A 13,116-nucleotide genomic window follows, 5' to 3' on the forward strand; every position below is an offset into this window, starting at 1 on the left:
CGAGTAATCGCATCATGAGATGGTGGGATGGTATGAAAAATAGCTAATGCTACTTTTGAGTGTCTTTTACTTCTTCTCGCAAAACTTTGGTCGCTTCTACCATATTTTTCAATGCAGGAATGACTTCTTCCCAGCGTCGCGTTTTTAGTCCGCAATCGGGATTGACCCAGATTTGTTTGACAGGTAAATTAGCTACTCCGGTTCGCAATTGTTGTAAGATTTGTTCGGGACTGGGAATTGCCGGACTGTGAACGTCGTAAACTCCATTACCCACTTGATGGGAATAACCCGCCTCGGTTACTTCAAATAGGGTTTCGTTATTGCTGCGACTATTTTCTATTGACAGAACATCGGCATCCAATCGTTCGATGTGGGACATAATATCCCCAAACTCTGAATAACACATATGAGTATGTATTTGAGTTTGTGGTTTGGCGATCGCGCTTGCTAAACGAAATGCATCTACTGCCCATGATAAATAATCATTCCAGCGATCGTACTTCAGTGGCAAACCTTCCCTCAATGCAGGTTCGTCTATCTGAATCATACTTGCACCAGCCGCTTCTAAATCGGCGACTTCTTCTCGTAATGCTAAAGCAATTTGAAAAGCTTGCTCGCTACGAGAAATATCATCTCTAACATACGACCAATTAATCATCGTCACTGGTCCTGTCAACATCCCTTTGACAGGTTTTTTAGTTAGCGATTGCGCTACTTTAAACTCCCGTACCGTCATCGCAGAAGTACGAACCACATCGCCATAAATAATCGGCGGACGTACATATCGACTCCCATAGCTTTGCACCCATCCATGTTCGGTAAAGGCAAAACCTTGTAACTGCTGACCGAAAAATTCCACCATGTCAGTCCTCTCAAACTCTCCGTGAACGAGGACATCAATGCCAATGTCTTCTTGGAGTTGGATACAGTGGGCAATTTGTGCATCAATAGCAGCTTGATACTCCTCTTTAGTCATCTCGCCTTTCTTGTAGCGAACTCGCAGTTGTCGCACTTCAGGGGTTTGGGGAAACGAACCAATCGTCGTCGTTGGGAAAGGGGGAAGAGAAACTTGTACCGATTGTCGTTCCTGATAAGATAAGGTACGTTGAAAATCGTCAAGTTTGAGGTTTTTTAGTTTTTCTCGAACGGATGTATTCGCTGGACTAAACTGTGTAAAAGCTTCCCAGTTCGTATCAATTAATTCCTCTGTTAAGTCTTGTTCGATTCTCGTATTTTCTCCCCCTATTGTTCGTGACAAGAATTTAACTTCTTGGAGTTTTTGTTCGGCAAAACTCAAAACATTTCGTAACGGTTCGGGCAGTTGTTTTTCTCGTTTGGCATCATAGGGAACGAACTGTAAAGAAGCTGATGGTTGGATAGAAATATTGGGAATTAGGGTTTTAATTTCTGATAACAAAGGGAGAACTCGATCGGTACGAATTTGCCAGATATTCCTGGCATCGACAATGCCAACTCCCAATCGTTTATCATGATTCCAACCGTAAGTTTTAATCAAATCTAAATTGTGTCCGCGGGTGAAATCTAAACTAATTGCTGCGACAGGTAAATCTATTACCCAGGGATAGGTTTCTCCTAAGTCATCGAAGTAGGTGACGAGATTAATGAAAATTCCAATGGAAGCCAATCGATTGTAAATCGTTTGAAACTGTTGTTTTAAGGAAACGGCATCGCTCAAAACTAAAACGGGTTCGTGTATTTGAACTTCTTCTATGCCCATGTTTTTAATTTCCGTGAGTAGATCGACATAGAGAGGAAGTAATTTTTCTATAGCTTCATCGATATTAATTTCTACTCGACTCAAACGCAACAAAGTCGAAAGTCCTAGAATAATTGGGGTCGCTTTTTTATCTAGTAAATTTTGAGCGCGCTCGATAGTTTCTAAAAAGTCGTTGAAATCTGCTGGTAAGATATCCGAACTAATTTCTGGAACGAGGTAATGATAATTGGTATCGAACCATTTGGTCATTTCCAGCGCTGTAATTCCTTCTTTCCCTCGCGCCATTGCAAAGTATCTTTCTAATCCTTCAAATGGTTGAAATCTTTTAGGAATTAATCCCAAACGGACTGTCCAATCTAATACGTGGTCGTAGAGAGTGGTATCGCCAATGCCAATGCGATCGATCTCTTCTTCTAATTGAGTTTTCCAGTTTTTTTCTTCTACTTCTCGAATAGTTTTTTGCAATGATTCTGCATCAATTTTTCTACTCCAAAAAGCTTCTAGTGCTTTCTTGACTTCGCGGTTTTTACCGATACGAGGATATCCTAATGTTGCTGTCGAAATCTTCATCGTTTCTCCTAAAAATTGACAAGACAGTTGGCTAGAGTTCGGAAGCGATCGCACCCTAAACTCTGAAATTTTAACGGTAATATTATTTCTTACCGATTGTTCTAAATAAAATTAGGAATTCGAGCTATAATTCCCTTTTTTAAAGGGTCAGGACGTTCCGACCACGGCATCATGCCATCCGATTTTTGAAAATATAAATTGGCACATTTCAGTATGGCATTACATGAATTAGAATCGCGATTTAAATTGCCAAATAGATAAGTAAACTTACCAGGTGCAGTAAAGGCAATAACGCAGGAATTATTACAAGCATTCATACACTCTACTGACTGAATCGTAAATTTAGATGCGTGCGACCAATTTTGAGACTGTTGGGTTAATTCTTCTAAGAGTTTTTGACCCCCACTGTGCCCTACTCTTTTTCCATCCTGCCAGACGCTAGCGCAAGTCGAACAGACAAGAATTGCGTGTCGATTTTTCATGTCAAAAATGTGGATAAAATAACCATTTATACACCTTTTTTATCGGTGCGATCGCATATTTCGATCGATCCAAACATTTGAGTCAGATTAACTAAAAGCTGTCTTCCTTTTCTCTACGTCTATGCACAAAAATACTACGTCTTTCTACTTGAGATAGAGAAAACAAATTGGCTTATCAAACACAGCTTTCAAGCAAGTCTAAGTAGCTATCTTGCTTTAATTTTTAACTTTTGTAGTGCCAGAAAACAGTAGGTGGGGGTGCTGTGATTTTTGACAATAAAAATCTTTTTAACATCTGTACCTCGCAGATTGTTTTGCAAGTGATTTCAATATTGGCGGGCATTCTGACTGAGAGATTTAAACTCGATCTCATCACAGCTGCGGGACAGCGTCGGATTTACACCGAACTTTCCCCGTTACCTCTAGTAACTGCTCCTTACTAGAACCAATACATAGTTATCACGCTAACACACGATCGTTTTTTTTACAACTGGTTTGAATCAAGGTTTTTTCATGATTTTTCTAACTCGCCAGAATTTAAGATCCAGCTACTTTAATCGCTCAATTAAATGCTCACCTACTCTTAAAGCATTAGCAATAACCGTTAAAGCAGGACTCACCGCAGCATTAGAAGGAAAGAAACTGCTATCGACCACATAAAGATTATCGAGATCGTGGGTGCGACAGTTGAGATCCAACACTGAAGACTTGGGGTCTTTGCCAAAGCGACAAGTACCGCATTGATGCGCCACTACTTGAATCGGAATACTACCATAGGGATGAATTCCACGAGATTGTTTATCCGTAGCTTTTAAAACTTCTTGCCAACGATATAATAAGCGATCGTGTGCTTCTAGGTTGTTGGGAGTGTAATCTAGATATAATTTATAACCTTTAAGTGTAACCCGATTGTTGGGATTGGGTAAATCTTCCGTTTGCAACCACCAACCAAGAGAACGTTTGGCTAACTGCTTCAAACCAAATCCAGGCATTAATTTAGCTGCAACGGATAAAATCGGCGGCGACTCGGAAAAGATCACATCTTGCAGAATACCTCCTGAGTTTTGAATGTGACCCATAGGGTAATTAAAATTATCATCACCCCAGTAGAAATCATTAATGTAGAGGGTTCTTTGAAATAATCCAGAGTTAGGCTGGGGTGATTGTTGTAAAATTACCGTCATTAGGTGTTTCATCAGGTTGCGTCCCACTAAATCGGAACTGTTTGCCAATCCTTGAGGATGCTTTTCATTGGCAGAATGCAACAACAATGCTGCTGAATTAATTGCGCCGCAGGCAAGGACGATAATATCTCCCGTAAATAGATAAGATTGTCCGTCAATTTCTGCTTCTACCGCTTTAACCGTCGAACCTGAAGAATTAGTGTGCAAACAGACGACTTTAGCACCTGTTTTTAGGGTCACATTATTACTACCCTTGATTGCTGGAGTGACTCCCGTATCTTCTGAGTCAGTTCTTCCTTCATCGCCAATACCAATGGGAAGATAAGCCGGATGTAAACCATATTTAGACAAGCGATCGCCTATATCCTGTATATTAGACTCATGTTGGATAGGTGAAAAAGGATAATCTTCGCTGCGAGATGGTTCGGTGGGATCGTCACCTGCCTTACCGTGAATGCGATAGAGTTTTTCTGCTTCGGTATAATAGGGTTCAAAATCCTGGTATTTCAGTTCCCATTCAGGGGAAATGCCGTCTTGGTGTTGGATTGCTTCAAAATCTTTCTCTCGCATTCGCATTAGCACACCACTATAAATCTTGGTGTTGCCACCGACAGAATAACAAGTTTGAGGATGAAATGGTTCTCCTGCATTGTCGTACCACTGTTCGGGTGCGTGATAATCTTCTTTTTTAAATACTTCTACTTCGACTAATTCCGAACTTTCTTTGGCTAAAAATTCTCCTCGTTCTAAAACCAGAATTTTCTTGCCAGTGGGTGTTAGTTTACGGGTTAAAGTTCCTCCCCCTGCACCCGTACCAACAATAATTACATCGTAGTAGCGATCGTCGATAATCATGATTGGTTATTTTTTATTTGTGGAATTTACTATTTCTCGTGGATGCACCGTGATAATTGCTGATAACCCTTTAAAATCATATGGGTTGAGAGTTAAAATGTGGCTAATTCCACAGACAACATCACTGCAACAATACGAGCATCATACGTATGCTTACCCTTTACTTGATTTTTAGTTACTAGATTTAGCCAAGCTGGAAAAATTTGTGATGTTTCTTCTGCTACCGGAAAGCGGTCTAGTAGTTCCTCAATTACATTGGTTGTTTGTTCGACAGTCCAACCTAAACCATTTACGTCAACTGGACGTGTAGCAACGACCCAAAGTTCTATGAGAACTTGTGCTGTTAAATAGCATTCGTCTGACCGTTCGAGCAAAGTTGCTACTGCTTCTGTCGTTAAATTATGTTGGTCATCCGACGGATTAGTAAAACGCAAAATAACATTAGTATCCAGCAAATATTTTGTCATTAATCGTAAATATTATTACGGTCAAAGGCTTCATCTAGAAGACTTGGGCTAGTACGTGATAGTTGAGAAGCCCATTCTCGAAAATCTTGCGCCCTCTCTTTAGATGTTGCTCTTTGCCAAAAAGGTTTTGTTTCTGTTTTCTTCATATCTTGAGCTTTTAATAAAACCACAAAATCAGCGAGTTTTTTTTAATTGCTCTTCTTTAAGGTTGTCTATTTCTTTTTTAAGAGTATCTTTTAACATCATTCAAACTGTTTATTTAATTAGGGAAACAATCTTAATCGATAACTTGTATTAGAGTTAGTTCAACTTGTTCTTGTAGCTCTAATAATTTAGACATTACTGCGACCATCTTGCTGAAGAAGTTGGCTGGCTCTTTCAGCCATATCTATTAGTACTTATTATTGATTGTACTCTTCATTGCCAGACATAAATCAAAATAAATAAAATAATCCAAATCACATCAACAAAGTGCCAAAACAAAGAAGTAGCTTCTACACCAAACTGTCCGCCTTGATAATTATTAGGAAGAAAGGAACGAATTAACATAATGGTTTGTAATAGTATTCCTGTCAAAACGTGCAACCCATGAAAACCAGTTAATAAATAAAAAGTTCCACCAAATACACCCGAAGTAAAACCAAATTCAAGGCTACTCCATTCCACTGCTTGTCCGTAAAGGAAGTAGCTCCCCATTGCCATCGTTAACAGCCAAAATAATCGAAACCCCCACAGACTTTGGCGATGCAGAAATCGTTCGGCGATGTAGATGACAAAACTACTGGAAACTAAAACGACGGTATTGATGGCAGGTTCTTTTATTTCTAATCCTTCTGCTCCAGCAGGAAGCCAGTTAGGAGTGGTGGTTTTGTAAAGAATGTATCCAGCGAAAAAACTCAGGAAAATGATACTTTCTGAAAGCAAAAAGACAATGAAGCCAAACATACTATTGCCTGCTTCATCGTGTTCGTGTTCTGCTGCGATCGCGCGACTCGATGGCGGGAATTCCTCTGATGCGATCGCGCTGTTGGTACTGGTGATAGCTGATTGTTCTTGCATTTTACTCTATTTATGATTCAGTTATGTTCTGGCGCGATCGCGACTAGCGGTTCCGATTTACCATATCCATAAGGTTCTGCTACTACTACGGGAATCTTTTCAAAGTTTTCCACTGGTGGCGGCGAAGCAACTAACCATTCCAAGCCAATTGCCCGCCAGGGATTATCTGGGGCGGGTTTGCCAGAAATCCAAGAACTAATTATATTTAACAGGAAAGGTAGAGTGGCCATCCCTAACGAAAACGCCCCAATACTAGCCAACACATTCCAGAAAGCAAATTCGGGATCGTAGGAAGCTACCCGTCTGGGCATTCCCATCAACCCGACTGGGTGCATGGGGAGAAAGTTTAAAGTAGTACCGAGGAAAGTTAACCAAAAGTGAAGCTTACCTAATCCTTCGTAGTACATTCGCCCAGTCATTTTGGGAAACCAGTGGTAAATGGCAGCATACATGCCAAAGACAACTGCACCGTAAATGACGTAGTGAAAGTGTCCGACGACAAAATAGGTATTGTTGACGTGAATATCAATGGGAACTGATGCCAGCATGATTCCGGTAATGCCCGCAAAGACGAAATTAATCATGCCTCCCAAGGCAAATAGCATCGGCGTATCGAGGCGCAGTTTCCCTCCCCAAATTGTGGCAGTCCAAGCAAACACCTTAATTCCTGTGGGAACGGAAATTAACATAGTCGAGAACATGAAAATCATCCGCATCCATCCCGGCGTGCCACTGGCAAACATATGGTGTACCCAGACAATTCCACTCAATCCCGTAATGATTAGGGAAGAAACTGCGACTACTTTGTAACCAAATAGAGGCTTGCGGGCGTAGACTGGAAATATTTCCGAAAAAACGCCAAATATCGGCAGAATAATCACATAAACGGCGGGATGGGAATAGAACCAGAAAAAGTGCTGGAACAGAATCGGGTTGCCACCTTTTGCGGGATCGAAAAAAGCCGTTCCCAAGGTGAGATCGCACAGCAGCATGACTGCCCCGGCGGTAAGGGCAGGTAGTCCAAACAATTGAATAATCTGGGCACTCAATACCGTCCAAACAAAGATAGGCATCCGAAACCAGGTCATCCCTGGGGCGCGCATTCTAGCAATGGTAGTGACAAAATTAACTGCGCCCATAATCGAGGAAACCCCAGAAATTGCCACCGCTAAAATCCAAAGAAATTGACCGTTAAGTAACTGTCCGCTTGGATTTTGGAGGCTGACGGGGGGATACGCCCACCATCCCGATTGAGAGGGTCCACCAGGGACTAAAAAGCTTAAGATAAATAAAATGCCGACGACGGGAACCATCCAGAATGCAGCTGCATTGAGGCGAGGAAAAGCCATATCCCTTGCCCCAATCATCAGCGGAACTAGATAGTTTCCCAATCCCACCAGTGCCGGAAACGTCCAGCCAAATAACATGATCGTTCCGTGCATGGTAAATAAAGCATTATATACCGCGCGATCGAGCAAATCCGCCTCTGGGGTAATCAGTTCTCCTCGCATAATCATGGCGAAAATGCCGCCGATGAGGAAGAAAACGAAAGATGTAACCAAGTACTGTATCCCAATTACTTTGTGGTCGGTGCTAAAGCTAAAATAGCGTCGCCAATGGGGAGGTAGTTCGGGGATATGCGATCGCTGTTGTGAACTTTCCGATAAAATCTGAGTCATGGATTAAGGATGATAGTTAACGATGGGTGGTTCGACAGGAACGATGGTTGCCCAAGCGGATTTCTCTCTAACGGCATATTCTGCGGCAGCTTGATTGGGGGCAGGAGACGGTTTACGGTTAGCCGCTTCCGTCAGCCATTCATGGTAATTTTCGAGGGATTCAACCACGACATCTGTCTGCATTGCTGCAAAATAAGTCCCGCTATATTGAGAATCGCGCAGTCGATATTTACCGAGACGAATGGGTGTAAACTCAAAGTCGATGGTACGTTGGGGGATCATATCTTGCTTGACTCGAAACGCCGGAATGTAAAAGCCGTGTATTACATCTTGCGATCGCAAAGCCAAACGAACGCGACGATTGACGGGTAAGTGGAGTTCGCTGCTGGTAATATCTTTCTCTGGATAGTGAAAAACCCAAGCCCACTGTTTAGCCGTCACATCGATATTTTCAATGGGGTCGCTCATTTCATCCATTGGCGCAGCGTAGGCTGGTTCCATTTCCATCGGCATATGCAGGTGGGCAATTTCCATCGGACCTTTAATTGCCATCTTTTCATAGGTTTGATAGCTGTAGGTAGCAATCCAAAATACCAGTAGCAAAGGAATTGCTGTCCAAACTACTTCTAGGGTGACATTGCCTTCAATGGGCGGTCCATCGCTGATATCGTATCTCCCTGCCCGATAAAAGATAACGGAATAAATTACTACTCCCGTAACGCCAAGAAAGATAAATGCGCCCAGGGTCACCAAAAAACTAAACAAATTATCTACCAGTTGAGATTCGGCAGACGCTTGAGGAGGAAGCCAAGAGTATGACTGCCGTCCGATCCACAGACTGACAGCGGTTAAAATAAGGGCGATCGCTATCAGCGTCAAAATTCTTCTCAGTTTCACGACAAAACCTCACTTGAGTAACAAATTGGGGTCTTGTCCCATTCGCAACAAATTACCCGCCGTATTATGAACGCCAAACTCGGCAGCTAATTGCGCTCCCAATGTACCATGAAGGTACATCACAAACATAATGACCAATCCTACTAGCAAATAGCTCCACTGCACTTGTTGGCTAGTATCGCTGCGCCAAAGATAACGTTGAAAGCCTCGCCAGACAGTCATGCCTGCGATCGCTGCTAATAAGATAACCCCTCCAACCCCGTGCCAGAGCATGGTTTCCATGGCATCCAAACCCCAAGCACTCTCGATCTCCGTCGGCGGATCTGCCAGCATGATTTCATAAAACCCGGCTGCTACGGTAAAAAAGGTCACGATCGCCGAAGCTAGCATATTGTACCAACCCACATCAAAGAAATTGAAACGAGTCGCAGGAATCGCCAGATACTTGAAAATGGGTTTTTCAAAGGGAAACAGCACCCCGACAATATCGAAGGCAATGCCAATGATGAACAGTCCTAGAGTTAGATGTACTAAATTCGGATGAATGGGAATAGGGTAGGGCAGTCCGTTTGCACCTAAACTCATTACAAAATTCCCTCCTTGACAGCTTCTACCACTGGGACTGTATGCAACCCATATACCCAGACCAGTTCGTCGCCGAGATATACTTGGAATAACACCAGACAGGTTAAGAAAAAACCCGTCCCCAGATAAGCAATTGGGATAGTTTTCCGATCGCGCAACCGAATTACATATCGCCAACCCGTAATTGCCGCTAGAATTCCCGAAAGCGACCAGCCAATCAGGGTATGTAAATTTAGCACTGGTTCGACGGCATTGTAAGCTAGTGCCAGTCCCGCTTCAATTTGACCGAAGATAATGGCAATAAAGATGGAAATTGTCGCAAAAAACATATTCCACCAACTCACCTCGTACAGCTTTTCGTTACGGGTGAAATAGCCAAGGACATCGCAGAAGAAAGCAAACAACACCATTGCAATGACAAAATGAACCACAATGGGATGAATGGTGTCGGCATAGGGTAAATTGTGGTCGTTAAGGGGTGGCAAAAGATTCTCAAACATAGTATTTTCCTACACAAATTACCCAAGGGTTTTAACAAAATAGAAGCTTTTCTTTCGATCTCAAGATATAAATTGAGGAAGTTTACTTCTGTATGATAATCAACAAAAAAAAATTGAGGTAGCAGATTTTCAGATTTATTTAATTTATTGGCAAAATTTTGACATTTGACAAATTTGTTAATCTAGTTGTAAAAGCTAGCGATCGCCAGAGGTTTCTTGTTTCGAAGCGGTTAACTGTCGGAACCAGTCTGTCCTACTCAGATTTTGCCAGACCATGACGCAGCCAGTAATTAGCATCCACAATAGTCCCAAACCGTTAAGCAAAACATAGATCGGCTCTAGTGTAGCTCCTAAATATTCCCCTTCGTGAATCGACATCAGGATGTGAACCCGATCTCTGGAAAGTCCAAACCAACTTCTTCCCAATCGATAGGCTACTCCAGTGAATACTGTAATCGTCAGAGGTAACAGGACAATTGGTGCAACAGTGCGGTGGAGTCGGCGAAATTGACGAATGTCCATTAAATGGTGAGGGTAGCACTAATGTAAACACAAACGATTAAAGTCATTAGTAACAAGATCCAAAATAGCTGCTTTTGAGTCACTGTTTTTTGAGCGTTTCTAGATACGCGATCGATTGTAATATTGGTAAGGTTAAAGCTTCATTAAGTCGGATAATGCCAGTCAAAAATATCGAATTTTTCTGGTTAAAAAATTAATTTCAAAGTTGCTCATTCATTCTTAATAAATTTAACCGTTTTTTAAGATACGAATGCTATGTAACTAAGAAATTTCTAATAAAACACATAACCTCTATTAAAGCTTTTGTCAAAAGACACTATGTCGAACTTAGAGCTTGTTTCTAAATGACTTCCCACAATTAAAGCAATTAATTTGATGTTGATAATTTGCACTTACTCAATGGCGATCGCACTCCATCTTGCTGCAAAAAACGCGATCGCTCATCTCATCGAGAACTAACAATGATTTTGCAGTTTGTTGCGTTGGGTAACGGAGATCGCCCGCGATTGTCCGAGAGTGGTAAAATCAATCAATAAATTGAGCTGGTTCTGGCGGGGAGCAGCCGCTAGAGGAAACGGGGAAAGTTTGGTGTAAATCCAACGCTGTCCCGCAACTGTGATTCGATTGTAGGTTGGTGACTACCTATTGAGGGGTGAGCGAAAAAAGGTGTGGGAGGAGAGGAAGTAGTTAGCGTATTATTTACGATAACAAAGTCCGAATTAAACTGAAAATTAGTCACGAGTTCTGCTGGCTTCTTCTAATAAATCTTCTCGACCCAATTCCAATGTATGTCGTACTTGTTCTAGAGCAGAAATTTGAGTACGATTACGATACATTTCTACCGCTTCTAAAAAAGCGGGACTACCTGCTTTGCCAATATATTTGTAACGAGAATAATTACCTTTTTTCGTAACGAATATTGGTTGGGGAGATTGCCATTTGTAATACCAATAAGCTCCACCCTTTCCTTTAGCACGAAAACGAATAAGGGAGCAAGTTGGGGGTGCCACTGGGGAGTTTGCTTGAATCTTCTCAATCTCTATTGAGATTTCATCAATTAAAGCTTGTACTTGTGCGATTCTGTTGGCTAAATCTAATTGCTGTTGTTGAGTTTTGACCACTTTTGAAGTAAAAGAGACAAAAGTTATGCCGAAAATTACGCTAACTTGTTAAAAACATTCTACTCTCTCGCGACCAAAAATTTAACCAACGGTTTGAATTACTTAAATAAGCTGCCCTCAAAGCCATAACTCCTTCTGCTCCAAAAGCTGACCAGTGCATTCCTGCTTGTTTTAATCTTTGAGTAACTACACGACGATTGGAACTTTCAACTACACCTGAACCAATCATTAACCCGGCTTTTAAATAGGATTGATAATCAATTCGACTTTGATTATTAGTTAAATAACGCTCTAGGTCAGTAATCGCTTCGATTAAATCTTTCTTGTTTCTTTTTAATTTATGAGAATTGTGAATAACAGTTTGCCACTGAGATTTTTTCAGCAATTGCTGTTGAATTTTCACCCAATCTTTTTGTTGTTGTTCCCCTTTTGGATAAGCTGCTTTAGCTACTGCCCAAACATATTCTGAGAGATGAAAAAAATCGAGAATTTCTATTGAACCAGGAAATTGTTCCTGTGCCATTGACCAAATCCAATGTGCGCCATCACCAATAACTACTGTATTTGTAGCTTTTTGACCTGCTAGTTGATTATATAATTGGAATACTCTATTCTTAAATTCCTTACGTGATTTTAAAGTTGCGACATATTCTCTTCGACGTATTTTCCCTCTTTTACCCTTAATTTTTTGATGGTCTTTACTCCAAAAAATTACACCGACTTTGGCTTCTTTATAGCCCTGTTTTTGATTAAGGGGAGTCATGACTCCATCAACTCCCACATATAATAAATCTGATTTAGATGAATCTGAATTTGTAGATTCAGGCGCTCTACTAGGCATTTGTTGATGGTCGAAACTAAATTCTTGTGATTGTAGAATATTTCCTGTCTTTTCAACTTGATTGGCAAGGGTTTTTTCCGTTAATTCAAGATGAGTCCATCTTGGAAAAAGTTGATGAGAATTGGGGAATTCACTACTAATCCCCAAGGCACAAGCTAATTCTAAAACCATTGGCAACCATTTATCTTTTGGCAATCCCAACTCTTCATCAACTTTTACTTTCAAACCATCAGATGTTTGATAAACTCTGCGCTTAATACTTATTTCACCTAATGGTGTATAGTAGCTTTTCGACCAGATGGTTCTCGGAGTAGAGTATAACCGTTCTTTTTCTTCAATACGCGCTTGTACTAATTGTTGTTGCACAAAATTTCCCAATTTTAGCCAGATATCATGAAATTCACTGACAAACTCGGATAAATTATTCCAGTCTGGTAATGAATTGAGTGTTTCATTAATTTGGGACAGAATTGACTGGAAGTTATTCATTTTTCGTTTTAAAGAGTCGAAGGTCTTACTTATGTTATCGTAAAATAAACGCTAACCAACTCCCCTTCCCCACATCTTTTTTCGCTCACCCTTTGTTAGGTTATATTTACTCATTATATTTGTACAC

The 13,116-nt window shown here is 41.1% G+C and carries 12 protein-coding genes and 2 riboswitches; all 12 genes read right to left on the bottom strand.

The features are described from left to right. Nucleotides 1-49: 49 nt before the first annotated feature. The 12 genes from metE to PLE7327_RS06300 all read right to left on the bottom strand — a co-directional run bounded on the left by metE (nucleotide 50) and on the right by PLE7327_RS06300 (nucleotide 12,989). Nucleotides 50-2,308 carry a 5-methyltetrahydropteroyltriglutamate--homocysteine S-methyltransferase gene (gene metE / locus PLE7327_RS06240; RefSeq protein WP_015143013.1) on the bottom strand — a complete coding sequence of 753 codons (2,259 nt, stop codon included), beginning with the start codon at nucleotides 2,306-2,308 and terminating at the stop codon, nucleotides 50-52. Between the two features lie 101 nt (nucleotides 2,309-2,409). Then, on the bottom strand, nucleotides 2,410-2,790 hold the full coding sequence (locus PLE7327_RS06245) for a DUF1636 domain-containing protein (protein ID WP_015143014.1): 381 nt from the start codon (nucleotides 2,788-2,790) through the stop codon (nucleotides 2,410-2,412). A 316-nt stretch (nucleotides 2,791-3,106) separates the two neighbouring features. Then, a riboswitch (cobalamin riboswitch) is annotated at nucleotides 3,107-3,255 on the bottom strand. An 83-nt stretch (nucleotides 3,256-3,338) separates the two neighbouring features. Next, entirely contained in the window at nucleotides 3,339-4,829 is a 1,491-nt protein-coding gene (locus PLE7327_RS06250; RefSeq protein ID WP_015143015.1) for a GMC oxidoreductase, read from the bottom strand. A 92-nt stretch (nucleotides 4,830-4,921) separates the two neighbouring features. After that, the gene (locus tag PLE7327_RS06255) at nucleotides 4,922-5,296 is read right to left on the bottom strand and encodes a PIN domain-containing protein (protein WP_015143016.1); all 375 of its coding nucleotides are present in this window, start codon (nucleotides 5,294-5,296) and stop codon (nucleotides 4,922-4,924) included. Nucleotides 5,297-5,713: 417 nt separating this feature from the next. Then, nucleotides 5,714-6,241 (bottom strand): heme-copper oxidase subunit III, encoded by a 528-nt coding sequence (locus PLE7327_RS06265; protein WP_371265293.1) that lies wholly within the window; start codon nucleotides 6,239-6,241, stop codon nucleotides 5,714-5,716. Between the two features lie 131 nt (nucleotides 6,242-6,372). Next, nucleotides 6,373-8,034: a cytochrome c oxidase subunit I gene (ctaD, locus tag PLE7327_RS06270; RefSeq protein ID WP_015143018.1), complete on the bottom strand. Its 1,662-nt coding sequence runs from the start codon at nucleotides 8,032-8,034 to the stop codon at nucleotides 6,373-6,375. A gap of 3 nt (nucleotides 8,035-8,037) precedes the next feature. After that, nucleotides 8,038-8,931, bottom strand: coding sequence for a cytochrome c oxidase subunit II (locus tag PLE7327_RS06275; protein ID WP_015143019.1), 894 nt, complete (start codon nucleotides 8,929-8,931; stop codon nucleotides 8,038-8,040). A gap of 9 nt (nucleotides 8,932-8,940) precedes the next feature. Next, the gene (locus tag PLE7327_RS06280) at nucleotides 8,941-9,516 is read right to left on the bottom strand and encodes a DUF2231 domain-containing protein (RefSeq protein ID WP_015143020.1); all 576 of its coding nucleotides are present in this window, start codon (nucleotides 9,514-9,516) and stop codon (nucleotides 8,941-8,943) included. Then, nucleotides 9,516-10,016: a DUF2231 domain-containing protein gene (locus PLE7327_RS06285; RefSeq protein ID WP_015143021.1), complete on the bottom strand. Its 501-nt coding sequence runs from the start codon at nucleotides 10,014-10,016 to the stop codon at nucleotides 9,516-9,518. The genes PLE7327_RS06280 and PLE7327_RS06285 overlap by 1 nt, the downstream gene beginning before the upstream one ends. A gap of 195 nt (nucleotides 10,017-10,211) precedes the next feature. Next, nucleotides 10,212-10,538: a hypothetical protein gene (locus PLE7327_RS06290; protein ID WP_015143022.1), complete on the bottom strand. Its 327-nt coding sequence runs from the start codon at nucleotides 10,536-10,538 to the stop codon at nucleotides 10,212-10,214. A 526-nt stretch (nucleotides 10,539-11,064) separates the two neighbouring features. Then, nucleotides 11,065-11,305, top strand: a riboswitch (cobalamin riboswitch). Further along, nucleotides 11,270-11,659 (bottom strand): hypothetical protein, encoded by a 390-nt coding sequence (locus PLE7327_RS24750; RefSeq protein WP_015143023.1) that lies wholly within the window; start codon nucleotides 11,657-11,659, stop codon nucleotides 11,270-11,272. Its footprint overlaps the riboswitch before it by 36 nt. Before the next feature lie 40 nt (nucleotides 11,660-11,699). After that, nucleotides 11,700-12,989: an ISKra4-like element ISPle2 family transposase gene (locus PLE7327_RS06300; protein WP_015143024.1), complete on the bottom strand. Its 1,290-nt coding sequence runs from the start codon at nucleotides 12,987-12,989 to the stop codon at nucleotides 11,700-11,702. Between the last annotated feature and the right edge of the window lie 127 nt (nucleotides 12,990-13,116).

The organism is Pleurocapsa sp. PCC 7327 (assembly GCF_000317025.1).
Taxonomy (GTDB): domain Bacteria; phylum Cyanobacteriota; class Cyanobacteriia; order Cyanobacteriales; family Microcystaceae; genus Hydrococcus.

Coding starts and splice junctions, on each gene's coding strand:
- metE (WP_015143013.1), bottom strand. CDS start 2,308: ATGAAGATTTCGACAGCAACATTAGGATATCCTCGTATCGGTAAAAAC.
- PLE7327_RS06245 (WP_015143014.1), bottom strand. CDS start 2,790: ATGAAAAATCGACACGCAATTCTTGTCTGTTCGACTTGCGCTAGCGTC.
- PLE7327_RS06250 (WP_015143015.1), bottom strand. CDS start 4,829: ATGATTATCGACGATCGCTACTACGATGTAATTATTGTTGGTACGGGT.
- PLE7327_RS06255 (WP_015143016.1), bottom strand. CDS start 5,296: ATGACAAAATATTTGCTGGATACTAATGTTATTTTGCGTTTTACTAAT.
- PLE7327_RS06265 (WP_371265293.1), bottom strand. CDS start 6,241: ATGTTTGGCTTCATTGTCTTTTTGCTTTCAGAAAGTATCATTTTCCTG.
- ctaD (WP_015143018.1), bottom strand. CDS start 8,034: ATGACTCAGATTTTATCGGAAAGTTCACAACAGCGATCGCATATCCCC.
- PLE7327_RS06280 (WP_015143020.1), bottom strand. CDS start 9,516: ATGAGTTTAGGTGCAAACGGACTGCCCTACCCTATTCCCATTCATCCG.
- PLE7327_RS06285 (WP_015143021.1), bottom strand. CDS start 10,016: ATGTTTGAGAATCTTTTGCCACCCCTTAACGACCACAATTTACCCTAT.
- PLE7327_RS06290 (WP_015143022.1), bottom strand. CDS start 10,538: ATGGACATTCGTCAATTTCGCCGACTCCACCGCACTGTTGCACCAATT.
- PLE7327_RS06300 (WP_015143024.1), bottom strand. CDS start 12,989: ATGAATAACTTCCAGTCAATTCTGTCCCAAATTAATGAAACACTCAAT.